This is a genomic window from Devosia sp. LjRoot3 (assembly GCF_964252865.1).
Classification (GTDB): domain Bacteria; phylum Pseudomonadota; class Alphaproteobacteria; order Rhizobiales; family Devosiaceae; genus Devosia.
Window position 1 is genome coordinate 327326 of record NZ_CAXUPK020000003.1, and the last position, 14491, is coordinate 341816.

The 14491-nt window shown below is 61.3% G+C and carries 12 protein-coding genes; 2 read left to right on the plus strand and 10 right to left on the minus strand.

The features are described 5' to 3' along the window. Positions 1-56 precede the first annotated feature (56 nt). From ACSQ2A_RS12625 to ACSQ2A_RS12645, 5 genes are all read right to left on the minus strand, one after another. Positions 57-1424: an alpha-glucosidase/alpha-galactosidase gene (locus ACSQ2A_RS12625; protein ID WP_436072524.1), complete on the minus strand. Its 1368-nt coding sequence runs from the start codon at positions 1422-1424 to the stop codon at positions 57-59. Positions 1425-1444: 20 nt separating this feature from the next. Beyond that, on the minus strand, positions 1445-3109 hold the full coding sequence (locus ACSQ2A_RS12630; protein ID WP_436072525.1) for an ABC transporter ATP-binding protein: 1665 nt from the start codon (positions 3107-3109) through the stop codon (positions 1445-1447). 10 nt (positions 3110-3119) lie between these two features. Beyond that, the gene (locus ACSQ2A_RS12635) at positions 3120-4307 is read right to left on the minus strand and encodes an ABC transporter permease (RefSeq protein ID WP_295412599.1); all 1188 of its coding nucleotides are present in this window, start codon (positions 4305-4307) and stop codon (positions 3120-3122) included. Continuing rightward, positions 4304-5314 (minus strand): ABC transporter permease, encoded by a 1011-nt coding sequence (locus tag ACSQ2A_RS12640; RefSeq protein ID WP_436072526.1) that lies wholly within the window; start codon positions 5312-5314, stop codon positions 4304-4306. The genes ACSQ2A_RS12635 and ACSQ2A_RS12640 overlap by 4 nt, the downstream gene beginning before the upstream one ends. Positions 5315-5492: 178 nt before the next feature. Beyond that, positions 5493-7520 (minus strand): ABC transporter substrate-binding protein, encoded by a 2028-nt coding sequence (locus ACSQ2A_RS12645; protein ID WP_295409613.1) that lies wholly within the window; start codon positions 7518-7520, stop codon positions 5493-5495. A 215-nt stretch (positions 7521-7735) separates the two neighbouring features. On the opposite strand from ACSQ2A_RS12645, the gene ACSQ2A_RS12650 reads away from it, so the two are divergent. Further along, positions 7736-8656, plus strand: a complete 921-nt coding sequence (locus ACSQ2A_RS12650; protein ID WP_436072527.1) for a helix-turn-helix domain-containing protein — start codon at positions 7736-7738, stop codon at positions 8654-8656. Positions 8657-8737: 81 nt separating this feature from the next. Here ACSQ2A_RS12650 and ACSQ2A_RS12655 read toward each other — a convergent pair whose 3' ends face one another. Next, entirely contained in the window at positions 8738-9544 is an 807-nt protein-coding gene (locus ACSQ2A_RS12655; RefSeq protein ID WP_436072528.1) for a helix-turn-helix domain-containing protein, read from the minus strand. An 85-nt stretch (positions 9545-9629) separates the two neighbouring features. Between ACSQ2A_RS12655 and ACSQ2A_RS12660 the strand changes: the two genes are divergently transcribed. Then, the gene (locus ACSQ2A_RS12660; RefSeq protein WP_436072529.1) at positions 9630-10448 is read left to right on the plus strand and encodes a phytanoyl-CoA dioxygenase family protein; all 819 of its coding nucleotides are present in this window, start codon (positions 9630-9632) and stop codon (positions 10446-10448) included. Here ACSQ2A_RS12660 and ACSQ2A_RS12665 read toward each other — a convergent pair. The 4 genes from ACSQ2A_RS12665 to ACSQ2A_RS12680 all read right to left on the minus strand — a co-directional run bounded on the left by ACSQ2A_RS12665 (position 10445) and on the right by ACSQ2A_RS12680 (position 14402). Continuing rightward, on the minus strand, positions 10445-10882 hold the full coding sequence (locus tag ACSQ2A_RS12665; protein WP_436072530.1) for a GNAT family N-acetyltransferase: 438 nt from the start codon (positions 10880-10882) through the stop codon (positions 10445-10447). The two genes, ACSQ2A_RS12660 and ACSQ2A_RS12665, sit on opposite strands and share 4 nt — an antisense overlap. Then, positions 10882-11979, minus strand: coding sequence for a redox-regulated ATPase YchF (ychF, locus tag ACSQ2A_RS12670; protein ID WP_436072531.1), 1098 nt, complete (start codon positions 11977-11979; stop codon positions 10882-10884). Before ychF ends, ACSQ2A_RS12665 begins: the two co-directional genes overlap by 1 nt. Before the next feature lie 306 nt (positions 11980-12285). Continuing rightward, positions 12286-12864, minus strand: a complete 579-nt coding sequence (locus ACSQ2A_RS12675; protein WP_436072532.1) for a LysE family translocator — start codon at positions 12862-12864, stop codon at positions 12286-12288. Beyond that, complete coding sequence (locus ACSQ2A_RS12680) at positions 12861-14402, minus strand: tryptophan halogenase family protein (RefSeq protein WP_436072533.1); 1542 nt, start codon at positions 14400-14402, stop codon at positions 12861-12863. Before ACSQ2A_RS12680 ends, ACSQ2A_RS12675 begins: the two co-directional genes overlap by 4 nt. Positions 14403-14491: the final 89 nt, after the last annotated feature.

The following is a 14491-nucleotide window of genomic DNA, read 5'->3' on the forward strand; positions in this document are numbered from 1 at the left end:
AAAACAAAAAGGCCCCGGTGCTTCCACACCGAGGCCCCTGTTGGGAAAACCCAACTTTACGCCACGCGCTGCTTGCGCGGCCCGCGCGCCCATTCCGGCAACATCGTGCCATGGGCATCCAGCAGGTCGTCCACCAGGTTCCAGATCTGATCCAGATCCAGTTCCGCGGCCGTATGCGGGTCCATCATCGCCGCGTGATAGATATGCTCGCGATTTTCCTCGATCAGCGCGCGAACCGTCAGTTCCTGAACGTTGATATTGGTGCGGATCAGCGCCGTAAGCTGCGGCGGCAGCTCGCCGATATAGGTCGGCTGCAGCCCATTGTCGTCAACGAGGCAGGGCACTTCCACCGCCGCGTTATACGGCAGCGAGGTGATGACGCCATTGTTGCGCAGGTTGCCGTAGATCACCGAAGGCTCGCCGGTCCAGACGGAGTTGACGATCGACGAAGCATATTCCTTGGACTGCTTGACCTCGATCCGATCAGCCTTGCGATAGTCCTCCGAGGTCTGCTTCCACTTGGCGATCTGCTCGACGCAGCGCTTGGGATATTCATCGAGCGGAATGCCGAATTTCTCGATGATGTCCTCGCGCCCTTCCTTGATGAAATAGGGCGTGTACTCGGCAAAGTGCTCGGAGCTTTCGGTCACGAAGTAACCGAGGCGCGTCATCATCTCGTAGCGCACCTTGTTCGGGCAGCGCGGATTCCAACCGGGCTTGGGTGCACGGCCCTCGCGATAGGCGCGATGAAGTTCGGGATATAGGTCCTTGTAGGTCCCGTCGGCCTGGCGGTGCTCGAACTTGAGATAGAAGGCCATGTGGTTGATGCCGGCCGAGCGATAGCGGATTTCCTCGTAGGGAATGTCGAGGTCGTGCGCCAATTCCATGGCAGTGCCCTGCACCGAGTGGCAAAGACCGACCTGCTTGATCGTCGGGTATTTTTCCGAGATCGCCCAGGTGTTTATCGCCATCGGGTTGACGTATTGCAGCATGATCGCGTCGGGCGCCACCTGCAGCATATCCTCGCAGATGCTCCAGAGGTGCGGCACCGTACGCAGGCCACGCATGATGCCGCCGACGCCAAGCGTATCGGCAATCGTCTGGCGCAGGTTGTACTTCTTGGGCACGTCGAAATCGACGACCGTGGAGGGCTCATAGCCGCCGATCTGGAAGCAGACGACGACGAAATTGGTGCCGTCCAGCGCCTGGCGCTGGTTCGAGAACGTCTCAACAGTCGCTGGCACGCCCAGCGTCGCCACCAGCTTCTTGGCAATGATGGCGCTTTCTTCAAGCCGCGTCGGATTGATGTCCATCAGGCGGATCTGCGCACCAGCCAGCGCCGGGCGCTGCAGAATATCGCCAACGATATTCTTCATGAACACCGATGAGCCGGCGCCGATAAACGTAATTTTGGGGTTCGCCATTTTGAGAAAGACTCCAGTCGTCAGGCAGCGATTTCGAATGCGGCGCGGACAAGCCGAGCCGTATATTCGGTTTGGGGATTGGTGAGAACTTCGTTGACGGGCCCCTGCTCCACGATCTTGCCGTGTTGCATCACCATCACCCGATGGCAAAGGGCCCGCACGACTTTGAGGTCGTGCGAAATGAAGAGATAGGAGAGGCCCTTTTCGTTCTGCAGTTTTCGCAGCAGATCGATGATCTGGGCCTGCACCGAAAGATCGAGCGCCGAAGTCGGCTCGTCGAGCAGGATGAATTCAGGCTCGAGCGCAATGGCCCGGGCAATGGCGATACGCTGGCGCTGCCCGCCCGAGAATTCATGCGGGAAACGGTTGAGGATCGTGTCCGGCATGCCCGCATCGCGCAGCGCCTGCCGCACCCGCTCCAGCCGCTCATTGCGATTGGCGCCGAGCCCATTGACGATCAGGCCTTCCTCGATGATCTGGCCGATCGACATGCGCGGATTAAGGCTCGCAAACGGGTCTTGGAACACGATCTGCATTCGAGAGCGCAGCGGCCGCATCGCCTTGCGATCCTTGTCGTGGATCGGCTCGCCATCAAAGAAAATCTGCCCGCCCTGATTGCCGATAAGCCGGATCAGCGCCTGCCCGAACGTGGTCTTGCCCGACCCGCTCTCGCCCACGATGCCCAGCGTCTCGTGCCGCATCAGCTTGATGTCGAGATTGTCCACGGCCTTGAGTTCAAAGAAGTCCGGATTGAACATGCCACCGCGCTTGAGCGTATAGGTGACCTTCACCTCCTTGCCCTCAAGCACCGTCTCATGCACGCCCTCTTCGAGCGGCAGCGCCGTGCCCTTGGGTTCGGATGCCAGCAGATGCCGGGTATAGGCGTGCTGCGGATTGGCAAACAGCGCCTCGGTCTCGTTGTGCTCCTGCACAGCCCCGTTCTGCATCACATAGACATAGTCGGAGAATTGCCGGACCACGGTCAGGTCATGGGTGATCAGGATCACCGCCATGCCGTACTTGTCCTTCAACTCCTTGATGAGATTGAGGATCTGCGCCTGCACGGTCACGTCGAGCGCCGTCGTCGGTTCATCGGCAATGAGAACGTCGGGCCGATTGGCCAGCGCCATGGCGATCATCACGCGCTGCCGCTGCCCGCCCGAAAGCTGATGCGGATATTGCTTCAGCCGCGCCGCCGGCTCGGGAATTTTCACTTCCTCGAGCAGCTTTTCCGCCCGCACCATGGCTTCCTTGGCCGAAACCCTGTTGTGCAGGTGAATGATCTCGCAGATCTGCTGACCGATCGTATAGACCGGGTTCAGCGAGCTCATCGGCTCCTGAAAGATCATCGCAATGTCATTGCCGCGCAGTTTTCGCATGTCACGATCGTTCATCGTCACGACATTCTTGCCCGAAAGCGTAATGCGCGTGTTCTTGCCGATGGTGGCGCGCTTCGTAAGCAGCTTCATCAGCGTACGCGCCGTCACCGACTTGCCCGAACCGCTCTCCCCCACGAGGGCAATGGTCTCGCCCTTGTGCAGCTGAAACGACACGTCCTTCACCGCCTGCACCACCCCGCCTTCGACCTTGAAGTCGACCGCGACATTGCGGGCATCTAGGATCAGTTCTCGCCCATGCGATCCCAGGTCGTGCCGTTCGGCGGGCGCAAAATTGCTTGTTGTCATTTTCGCGTCCTCAATAGGGATCGATGGCATCGCGCAGGCCGTCACCCAGCGCGTTGAAGGCAAAAACAGTGATCAGCACGAAGATCACCGGCGAGAGGATCCACGGATAAGACCCGATCACCGAGAACGTCCCCGTATCCTGCAGCATGAGCCCCCAGGAAATCAGCGGCGGCTTCACGGCAAAGCCGAGGAACCCGAGGAAGCTTTCGAGCAGCACCACGCTCGGAATAGCCAGCGTGATCGACACGATGATGTGGCTCAAAACATTAGGCAGGATATGCCGCGTAATGATGCGTCCATCCGACGAGCCCACCGCAATCGCCGCCCGCACATAGTCAATCCGCGCCAGCGACAGCGTCTTCGAACGTACCTCTCGACTAAGCTGCGCCCACCCCAACACCGCCATGACGAAGATCACGAAGGTCAGGAACACATTGGATGGCGCGGTGACGGGTATCAGCGAAGTCAGCGCCAGGTAGAGCGGCAATTGCGGAAACGCCAATACGAACTCGACAAACCGCTGCACCCAGGCATCAAGCCGCCCGCCAATATAGCCCGAACTGATACCAACCAGCGTCCCGACCACCGTCGTCAGCGCCACCACCACGAGAGCAATGGTCAGCGAAATCCGCGAGCCGACAATGCCACGCGAGAGAATATCCCGCCCGAACTTATCCGTGCCCAGCAGTTGGATCGGTCGCCCATCGGTCGAGCCGAAGAAGTGGATATTGGACGGAATGAGCCACAGGATATTGTACGAATGCCCCTGAACGAAGAACCCCGTCGGCGTCGGATTATCCAGCACCGGCCCGGTCAGCGGCTGGAACGTCACTGGATCGAATTCCCCCGTATCTCCAATGGGATAAACCCACGGGATAAGGCTGAAATTGCCGTCTGGATCGGTGAAGGAAATGACATCCGGCGGCGCAAACGGCAGGTTGGTGGCCTTGGGGTCCATCGGCGCAAAGAAGTCGGCAAAGATGGACACAAAGATCAGCAGCGCAACCAGAACCAGTCCGATAACGCCCATGATCGAGCGCTTGAACCGGCGCCAGACCAGCGCGGCATAGGTTTCGTTGCCCGAGCCATAGCGCGAGACGACAGGCGCAACATCAGCCTCTTCAGCCGGGGTTGGCGCGGGGCCGCCCGCGACATCGGTCGGCAACGGAATGGATGAATGTGTATCGACCTTGGTCATTCGGCCTTACCTCCCAGGCGAATGCGTGGATCGAGTGCGACCAGCAACAGGTCAGCGATGATATTGCCGATGATCAGCGTCGTCGCGAGCACCAGCATAAAGGTGGCGGTCACGTAGACGTCGCCGACACCCATGGAGCCGACAATGGCCGGCCCGACCGTGGCGAGACCAAAGACGATGGCGACTTCGATTTCGCCCGTGAGCATGTAGGGGAGCACCACGCCCTGATAGGCAACCAGAGGATGCAGCGCATTGGGCACGGCATGCTTCATGATCACGGCGCTTTCCGGCAGGCCCTTGGCCCGCGCCGTCTCGACATAGTGGCTGTTGAGCACGTCGAGCAGGTTGGCCCGCATCACACGCATATTGTAGGCGAGCCCGCCAAACGTGGCGATGAACACCACCGGCCACACATGCTGCACGAGGTTGACGAACTTGTCCCAGCTCCATGGCGCCCCGCCATACTTGGCCGAGAAGAACATGCCCACCTCGCTGACATTGAGTCGGAAGACCAGCAGGTAGAGAATGATGATCGCCAGCAGGAAGCGCGGCACTGTCATGCCGAGGAAGGAGACGATGCCAAGCAGCGTATCGGCCCAGGAATACTGGCGGGTCGCTGCGACGATGCCGAGGCCAATGCCCAGCACCGAAGCCAGGACGTGGCACACCAGCGCCAGCGCGATGGTCGCCGGCAGGCGCTCCATAACCACCTGCCCCACGGGCTTGTTGTAGAAGAACGAGTGGCCGAAATCGAACCGGGTCACGATGCCGGTGATCCAGCGGAAATACTGCATGATCATGGGATCGTTGAGGCCATTGGCCTCGCGATAGATCTCGGCCTGCGCCTCGGCTTGTGCCGCGGGCACGCCGCCCTGGTTCATCAACATGGAACGGATCGTGTCACCATAGTCGCCCGGAGGCGCCTGGATGATGGCAAAGGTCACGACGCTGAGCAAAAAGAGCAGCGGTATCGCGCCCAGAATGCGCATGGCGAGAAATCGAAGCATAGACGGCCTCACTGGCTAGGGACAAAGCCCCTTCCCCCAACCCCCGCCCCAGCGGGGTCCGAGGGGGCAGATCGCGGACGTAGCGCGATCATGCCAAGGTCACTGAATGGGTCCCCTCGCCTCTTGCGGAAAGAGGTGGGGTGAGGGGTGGCGATCTCGCCGCCACCCCGAGTTTGGATCAGACCGGGCCAGCACCGCCCGGAGCGCCAGGCAGCGTTTCCGGATGCAGCTCGAAATCACCCTGCTTGTCTTCGGGTACGAAGACGCGTTCGCGGATGATGTTGTCTTCAGCCCAGTTGAACATGAAGATCGGAGCACCGGCCGGGATATTGGCGAAGCGCTTGTTGACGATCAGCGCACCCGGATACTGGGTGAGACCCACCGAGTAGACGTTCTCGGTGAAGATGTGCTGGTACTGCTTCATCAGTTCGGCGCGTTCGGCATTGTCGCTGGTGGCGATAAAGGCGTTCACCGTATCGACCAGTTCCTGCTCGAAGGGCAGCAGGTCAACCGTGCCATCGGTACCGGCGCGGTGGAACGGATGGGTGCGCGGACCGGTCGGCGCGAGGCCGGCAGTACCCTGCACCACCGACACCATTTCGGCGCCTTGGCGTTCAACGTGCCAATCGAACTGGCCAGCCTGGGCCATGTCGTCACGAGCCGTACCCGACTGGAAGTTGGCGATCACGCGGATGCCAAGCGGTTCGAGCTGGGCAATGACGCCTTCGGCAAGGTTGGTATCGGTGCCGTAGTCGGTATTGGCGAGCAGCGTGATTTCCACATCGGCGCCGCCAGCGGTGCCCTCGGGGAAGTTACGGATGCCGTTGCCGTCGGTGTCGACCAGGTTCAGGCCATCGAGCAGCGCATTGGCAGCTTCGAGGTTAAACGGATAGTAGACGGTCGACGCCTTGTCGTAATAGGTCGTGCCAGCATAGAGGCCGCCCGGATAGATGGCGGTAAACGGACCACGAACCAGCGATTCACCGAGGCGCTGACGATCGACGGCGATCGAGATGGCCTTGCGGAAATCAAGATTGCGGTTGAGCTCGCGGATAGCCTGGGCGCGTTCGTCGGGTTCACCCCAGCCATTGGCCGAGAGGTTCATGCGCAGAGCATAGCCGATGGTACGGGCGCCGAACTGCAGACGGGCCGGGGCACTGTCTTCAGCCGAGCGACGCAGGGCTTCGACATAGCTTTCGGCCTGTTCGAGGTTCGAGAAGTCGCCCGAACCGGCAACGGCCTGAACGTCGCGGTCAGCCCAGGTCGAGAGGCGATAGTGCATCTCGTTGAGGTAGGGCAGCTGGTTGCCGTTCTCGTCGACCTTCCAGTAGTAGGGATTGCGGCGCATGACGATGATATCGTCAGGACGATACTCGACCGGCACCCAGGCACCCATCACCGGAATATTCATATATTCGGGCGGGAAGGCGTTCTTGTATTCCTCATAGGTGTTGTCAGCATTGTACTTGGGATGCTGCGGCTTGAGGATATGGCTCGGGCCGGGGCAGAAGGTGCCGTAGGCCATGGCATAGAGATATTGCGTGGGGAAGGCTTCCTGGAAGGTCCATTTGATCGTGTAGGGATCAAGCGCTTCCAGCGTCGTGCCGACGCCAAACGTCTCCGGCGTACCACCATTGAGCGGGGAGACATTGGTGTCGAGGATATTGTCTTCCCAATAGAACATCACGTCTTCAGCGTCGAACGCGTCGCCGTCAGACCACTTCGCGCCTTCGATGAGCTTCATCGTCAGCGTCTTGCCGTCCTCGGACCATTCCCAGCTCTTGGCCAGGTTCGGCATGGGCTCGAGTTCGTCAGCCTTGATGGTGAAGAGCGGACCGGTGCGCGTCAGACATTCGGACAGGCCGATGTCGATGCCACCCCAACCCTGGCTCTGGCCGCCGATATAGTTCCAGCCTTCCGGCCGGCCGCCGATCACGTGGCGCATCGTATCGCCATAGACGCCGACGCCGTCGGGCATATTGCCGATCTTGTAGACCAGCGGCTCCTTGGGCAGACGCTCGGCAACCGGCGGCAGCGTGCCGGCGTCGACATATTTCGAGGTAACCCAGGCCGGCTCGTGATATTCGGGCAACGCCTTGTATTCGAGGATATCACCAACGGAAACGAAGACCGGCTCGCTCTGGGCGGCGAACGCAGGCGGATCCGGCAGCTCGCCGGTCAGTTCCTGCGCCGGAATGGCAAGCATTGAAACGGACAGCAAAAGTCCTGCCCCGCCAAGGGCATAGATAGGCTTTCTCAATAGAACCTCCCTTCGCAACGGGACGCGTTTCATGCGTCGAGCCAGTCACTCCCACTGACTCTGGGCCCCGTGCATGATTGAGAGCCTACGACTTGCATCGGGCGAAACAATCCGGAATGATAGAGACTAATTCCGGGTTTCTAAGAACTGCGCTGATAAGTATGACTGTTGTCGAAACCACCCCCGTGCCCCGCCTGCGCGAAAAGGCGCCACGCCCGACCCCGCGGCCCGACCGCAGTTTCTATGCGTCGGGAAAAGCCTTCGGCCGCTTCGGCATCCGCGCCTTTCCGCCCCAGATCATGCCCGCTCCCCATAGCCATGGCCACATCGAGTTCAATTGGCTGACCGAGGGTCACATGGACTACGTCTTCGACGGTGGCCCCGTCACCGTCGAAGCCAACCGCCTCGTCGCCTTCTGGGCCGGCATCCCGCACCAGACCGTCGATCTGCGCGAAATCGGCGAAGGCCGGCAGCTCAACATCTACCTGCCGATGGACGCCTTCCTCGAAATGCCCCAACTCGGCCGCCTCACCGAAACCCTGATGGGCGGCGGCGTCATCCAGCTCACCCCCGACTGCATCGGCCTTGAAACCCTCGAACGCTGGCACGGCGACTACCGCAGCGGCAATTCCCTGCGCTCCGACCTCGTGCGCGCCGAAATCGCCACCATGTTCCGCCGCGCCGCCATCACCGGCTGGGACACCCTCCTCCCCGCCTGGCTCGAAAAATCCGGCACCCGCACCCGCACCGCCACCCCTGTCCGCTACGTCGTGCGCATGGTCCGTCACATCGTCGAAAACATCACCGACCCGCTCAGCGCCGAAGACATCGCCAAAGTCGTCGGCCTTCACCCCAACTACGCGACGAACCTCTTCACCAAGGTGATGCACATCTCGGTGCAAAAATTCGTCACCCGCATGCGCCTCATCCGCGCCCGCAGCCTCCTCTTCGACGGCAGCCTCTCCATCGCCAACGTCGCCTTCCAATCCGGCTTCGTCAGCCAGACTCAATTCTACGAACATTTCCGCAAAGCCTACGGCATGACCCCAAGCCAGATGCGCAAAGACACCATCGAGGGCTAACCAGCCCGCCCATCGCCTTCCCAGTAGCCCTCATGGTGAGGTGCGCAGCGAAGCGCAGCCTCGAACCACGAGGGCGTGCCCCTACTCCCCCTCTCTCCGAAACTGCAGCGGCGAGACACCCATCCAGCGCTTGAACCGCTGCGAAAAATAGAACTGGCTCTCGAACCCCGCCGAGGCCGCCACCTGTTTGACCGGAAAGCTTGTCCGCCGCAGCAGATCCGCCGCCATCTGCATCCGCCGCGCCTCGATATGCCCCTGCACCGTCTCGCCCGTTTCCTCCCGAAACAGATGCGCCAGCCGCGACGGCGACAGCCCCACCGCCTCCGCGACATCATCGATAAGCAGCTTCTCCGCGAGCCGGTCCTTGATGAACTCAACCGCCCGCCGAATACGCTCATCCCCCGGCCGATCCCCCCGCTGGTTGAACGCATCACACCCCAGCAGCAGCGCCTCAAGCGCATTGAACGCCAGCGCCTCCCGCCGCTCATGCGAACTATTGAGCAGTCCATGCACCGCCACGAACTGCGCGGCCAAACCCTCATCCTTGATCCGCAACCGCATCAGCCCATCCGCCACCGCCGGCCAATCCAGCCACTCCGCCCAATCCGCCCGCGGCTGAAAGTGCGCCCAGACCAGCTCCCACCGCTCCAGCTCTGCCTCGACCCCATAATCATGCGGCGTCCCCGGCCGCAGCAGCACCCAATCCCCCGCCTCGACGATCAGCTCCCCACCCGCATGCCCGAACCGCCCGCGCCCACCCGTCGTGTGCACCAGCAGCCAATCGCCCACACCGCGCCGCCGCACGGCGCGATAGCCCGATGTCTCATGAAAATGCCCGGTAAGAAGCCGCCGTGTCGCCTGATACGGGCTTTCTGCAATCTCACTCATAGCAGGATATTACATATCATTGGCAGCATGTTCCATGGCCAACCACAGCATGCCCTCATACCCTCAGTCAAAAGGGGAGGACGAAATGACATATGCTTTTCTCAACGAAGCCCAGGCGGCCCAATTCGAGCGCGACGGTTTCCTCGCCATTCGCGGCCTGATCGCGCCCGAAGAAATCGCCGATATCCGCCAAACCTTCATGGACCAAGCCGCCAATGGCCCCGTCCCCGGCCTCTCCGACACCCCGCGCGGCAACACGCCGAACGACCCGCTCAGCCGCTACCCGCGCATGATGCACCCGCACAAACACCCCGACAAAGACGTCGGCCAGTTGGCCATGCGCTACATGCTCGATCCGCGCCTGAAGCCGATCCTGGCCGACCTCTTCGGCGAAGAGCCCTTCGCCTGCCAGTCGATGTTCTACTTCAAGCCACCCGGCGCCCGCGGCCAGGATCTGCACCAAGACAATTTCTACCTGCGCGTCAAACCCGGCACCTGCATGGCCGCCTGGATCGCCGTCGACGACGCCGATGCCGGCAATGGCGGCATGATGTGCGTCCCCCAAACCGCCATGCTCGACATCGCCTGCCCCGAACAGGCAGACCCCGCCCTGTTCTTCACCACCGAACACGTCGAACCGCCCCCGGGCCTCGAACCACAAATGATGCAGCTCAAAGCTGGCGACGTCCTCTTCTTCAACGGCAGCGTCATTCACGGCTCAACGCCGAACACCAGCCAGGACCGCTTCCGCCGCTCCCTGATTTTCCACTACATCCCGGCCAGCACCAAGGAAATCAGCCACTGGTACGAAGCCCTCAGCTTTGAAGGCAACAAACAGGACATCGCCATCAACATGGACGGCGGCCCCTGCGGCACAAACCAGCCGGCAATGGGCCCGCACTAAGCCAGCAACAGCCGATGGGTCGCGTGCCCACCGCCCTCAAGCCGCACAAACCCCATGCGCTCGTAAAAGGCAAAAGCCGTCTCGGGCGCATTGGTATTGAGATAATCAAAGTGCTCGGCCGCCCCGTCGCAGATCGCCGAAATCAGCGCACGCCCCACCCCATCCCGTCGCGCACCCTGCGCCACGTAGAGATGCCGCACCCGGCCCGCCCGCGGATAGGGATCATAAGGCTCGACATTCCGCCCGCCGACGCCAACGAGCACGTCACCTGACCAGGCGCCGAGCATGATTTCACCGGGAAGCGCAAAACGATTGGACCCATAGGCCCAATTCTCGGCAAGTCGCAAAACCATGCGATGCCCTTCGCTCTGACTCTCGGCGAGCAGAGCGGAAAAGCCGGCCGCACCCGGATCGAATGCGGCCAGCCGGATCATCAGGTGTTAAACTTAAACAGCATCACGTCGCCATCCTTGACGACATATTCCTTGCCTTCGTCACGAGCCTTGCCCGCTTCCTTGGCCGGAACTTCGCCGCCGAGCGTGATGAAATCATCATAGCCAATCGTCTGCGCACGAATGAACCCGCGCTCGAAATCGGTATGGATGACGCCTGCCGCCTGCGGAGCCTTGTCGCCCTTGTGGATCGTCCAGGCGCGCGTTTCCTTCGGCCCGACCGTAAAATAGGTCTGCAGCCCAAGCAGGTCATACGCTTCACGGATCAGACGGTTCAGCCCCGGCTCATGCAGTCCCAGCGATTCCAGATATTCGTTCTGCTCGGCATCCGGCAGCTGCGCCAACTGGCTTTCGATCTCTGCCGAGATGATCACGACACCGGCATCATTCGCCTTGGCATATTCAGCCACCTTGGCGCTCATCGCATTGCCGTTCTCGGCCGAACCTTCGTCCACGTTGCAAACGTATAGAACCGGCTTCGACGTAAGCAGCTGCAGCTCCTGGAACGCCTTTTCTTCCTCGGCCGAACGCTCGACAAAACGCGCCGACTTGCCATCACGCAGCAGGACGAGCGACCGGTCGATCAGGTCGAGCGTAACCTTGGCGTCCTTGTCATTGCCCTTGGCCTTCTTTTCCACGCCGTTGCGGCGCTTCTCGAGGCTTTCGAGATCGGCCAGCATCAGCTCGGTTTCGACGACTTCCGCGTCAGCCAGCGGATCGACCTTGTTGGCAACGTGGATGATGTTGCCGTCTTCAAAGCAGCGCAGCACATAGGCAATGGCGTCGCATTCGCGAATGTTCGCCAGGAACTGGTTGCCCAGCCCTTCGCCCTTCGATGCGCCCTTCACCAGGCCCGCAATATCCACAAAGCTCATGCGAGCCGGCAGAATATTGACGGATTTACCGATGGTCGCGAGCTTCTGCAGCCGCGCATCAGGCACCGGCACATCGCCCACATTCGGCTCGATGGTGCAGAACGGGAAGTTGGCTGCGGCAGCCGCAGCCGTGCGGGTCAGTGCATTGAAAAGCGTCGACTTGCCGACATTCGGCAGGCCGACGATGCCCATTTTGAAGCCCATGGGAAACTCCGGGAAATTGTTGGGTTTCAATTGGGTCGGTTTGGCCGGGATGTCAATGCTTCGAACCGTCCCACAGGGTAAAGCGCTCCAGTGGAGCGCTTTAAGGTGAGAAGGCCATGAGAGCTACGCTCGAATGGCACGACGGTCGTGAGCCACAGCCCCCTCACCCGTCTCGGCCTACGGCCGATCCACCCTCTCCCCGATGGGGCGAGGAACAAGAGGGAGTCACCGGCCCATTCTTCTCCCCCTCGGGGAGAAGGTGGCGCGAAGCGCCGGATGAGGGGGATGCTCGTCAGAAGCACCGGCTCAGCTCAGCGTCTGCACCGCCAACAACGTCGCAAACACCACCAGCGCCACCGCCGTAATCTGCTCCACCCGCGCCGACGTCAGCAGCCCCGCCGACCCCCGCTGCGCCAAAGACCCCAGCACCATCCACCCTACCGCCGTCATAACGACCAATAGCGCGAATACGCCATCGTACGGCAACCGCTCCACAAACCCGACCGTGGGAAAGATCGCAAAAGCAAACACCAGCGCCTTGGGATTAAGCAGCGTCGTCACGAAAACCCGGCCCAGCGTGATCCCCCGCTGCCCAAAGTCAGCATGCCCCGCATTGCGCCAAAGCTTCCAGGCCGACCAGTATAGAAACGCCACGGCCACCAGCTTCGCGACCACCGCAACCATCGGCTCCTTCGCCGCCACCGCCCCGGCGATCTCGATCCACACCGTGATCGCAATCGCGTAGCCGCCCAGCTCCCCAGCCAGCAAATGCAGCGATTTCCGCACCCCGCGCTGCGCCCCACTCGCCGCCATAAGCGTGTTCGTGGGTCCGGGCGTCGCCAACAGGCCAAGCACGGCGAGAATAAAAGCAGTCCAGTCGCTCAACTCATACCCTGCACGATTTCGAGGAATTCTCGGTGCCCCAGCGCCTGCTGGGCCGCCGCCCGATATTCCTTCACCAGCCCGTCGAACGCCTGCTGCGCAAAGCGCCGCAGCTTTGGGTCGGCCTCCATTTCCTTGCGCGCCAGGTTCTGGTCAAGCAGCCCAAGCCCGTTGAGGACCGGATAGTGCAACTGCGTCTCGATATGCGGCAGCCCGCCGAGATAATTCGGGAAATGCTCGTTCCGCGGCATTTCCTGCTTCCAGCGCGCCAGCCTCTCCTTGGTCTCGGGATGAATCCGATTGGCCCGCACCTCGCGCCAGAACGGCGTGTCGTCCCGCTCGGTCATGTAGTGGGTATTCACAAAGGTCCGGAAATCATCGACCTGCCGCCCCACCCGCGCATTGTAGTCGTCCCGCGCCTTCTCGGTGATCTCTCGCGGCTCATCCATATAACGCTGCGCAAACAGCATCATCTGCACGATGGTGCCATGGATCGAGGTCGATTCCAGCGGCTCCAGAAAGCTCGAACTCAGCCCCACCGCCACGCAATTGCCGATCCACGCCTTTTCCAGCCGCCCGATCTGGAAGCGAATATCGCTGCGCACCTCGATCGGATGCCCCAGCACCCGCTCGACCTCCTCCTTGGCCTGTTCCGGCGTCGTAAACTCATCGGAATAGACATAGCCACAGCCATAGCGCTGCCGCGTCGGAATCTGCCACATCCAGCCCGAGCTCTGCGCCCAGGCCCGCGTATAGGTCGCCAGCTCCTCGCCTTCCTTCAGGTCCACCCAAAACGGCAGCGCCCGATTGACCGGCAGTTCATGCGCGTAAGACTTCCAAGGCGCCTCCAGCGCCTTGACGATGATCTGCTTGCGAAACCCAGTCGCGTCGATGAAAAAATCGCCCTCAAGCCGCGAATTGTCGTCGAGCACCAGCGCCGAAATATCCCCCGTCTCGCCATTGCGCTCGACGCCCGCCACCAGCGCATCGACCTTCTCGACCCCCCTGGATTTGCTGGCAAAGAACTTCCCCACCAGCGCCTGATCGAAGTGATAGGCGTGATGAAACGGCCCGAGCGGGATCAGCGACCCATCAGCCTTCAGCGCATAGGGCGCCTTCTTCTGTTCCAGCAGCGGCTGGAACATATGCATCTCCTGCACCGCCCTGCCCGCCGCCACCGCATAGACATTCAGATAATCCGAAGGCGCCCCCGGCGGCGCCTGCACTACCTGATGCGGATCATCGATCGGCCCATAATAGGTGTAGCCTTTCCGCCGCCAGTCCTCGTGGCGAATGCCGAGCTTGAAGCTCGCATCGGTCTTCCGAAAAAACTCGAACTCATCGATCCCAAAGTGCTTCAGCAACACCCGGAACGCTGCCGTCGTCGCTTCCCCCACGCCAACCGTAGGAATCCGCGAACTCTCGACCACCGAAATCTTGAAATCGAACCCGCGCCGCCGCGCCTCATCCTGAATGATGAACGCCGCGATCCAGCCGGCCGTCCCCCCACCCACAATGACAAAATGTGCTGGCTTCGCCATGCGTTAGTCCTCCCCAAGACCACGCTATTTTGCCGAAACGACGGCGGCAAGCGCTCCTGTGAAAACCGGACTAAATGCCTGCACAACCG

Excerpts from the sequence above, each read along its gene's own strand:
- ACSQ2A_RS12655 (WP_436072528.1), bottom strand. The coding sequence starts at position 9,544 with ATGAGTGAGATTGCAGAAAGCCCGTATCAGGCGACACGGCGGCTTCTT.
- ACSQ2A_RS12630 (WP_436072525.1), bottom strand. The coding sequence starts at position 3,109 with ATGACAACAAGCAATTTTGCGCCCGCCGAACGGCACGACCTGGGATCG.
- ACSQ2A_RS12665 (WP_436072530.1), bottom strand. The coding sequence starts at position 10,882 with ATGATCCGGCTGGCCGCATTCGATCCGGGTGCGGCCGGCTTTTCCGCT.
- ACSQ2A_RS12640 (WP_436072526.1), bottom strand. The coding sequence starts at position 5,314 with ATGCTTCGATTTCTCGCCATGCGCATTCTGGGCGCGATACCGCTGCTC.
- ACSQ2A_RS12635 (WP_295412599.1), bottom strand. The coding sequence starts at position 4,307 with ATGACCAAGGTCGATACACATTCATCCATTCCGTTGCCGACCGATGTC.
- ACSQ2A_RS12625 (WP_436072524.1), bottom strand. The coding sequence starts at position 1,424 with ATGGCGAACCCCAAAATTACGTTTATCGGCGCCGGCTCATCGGTGTTC.
- ACSQ2A_RS12660 (WP_436072529.1), top strand. The coding sequence starts at position 9,630 with ATGACATATGCTTTTCTCAACGAAGCCCAGGCGGCCCAATTCGAGCGC.
- ACSQ2A_RS12650 (WP_436072527.1), top strand. The coding sequence starts at position 7,736 with ATGACTGTTGTCGAAACCACCCCCGTGCCCCGCCTGCGCGAAAAGGCG.
- ACSQ2A_RS12680 (WP_436072533.1), bottom strand. The coding sequence starts at position 14,402 with ATGGCGAAGCCAGCACATTTTGTCATTGTGGGTGGGGGGACGGCCGGC.
- ACSQ2A_RS12645 (WP_295409613.1), bottom strand. The coding sequence starts at position 7,520 with ATGCTTGCCATTCCGGCGCAGGAACTGACCGGCGAGCTGCCGGATCCG.
- ychF (WP_436072531.1), bottom strand. The coding sequence starts at position 11,979 with ATGGGCTTCAAAATGGGCATCGTCGGCCTGCCGAATGTCGGCAAGTCG.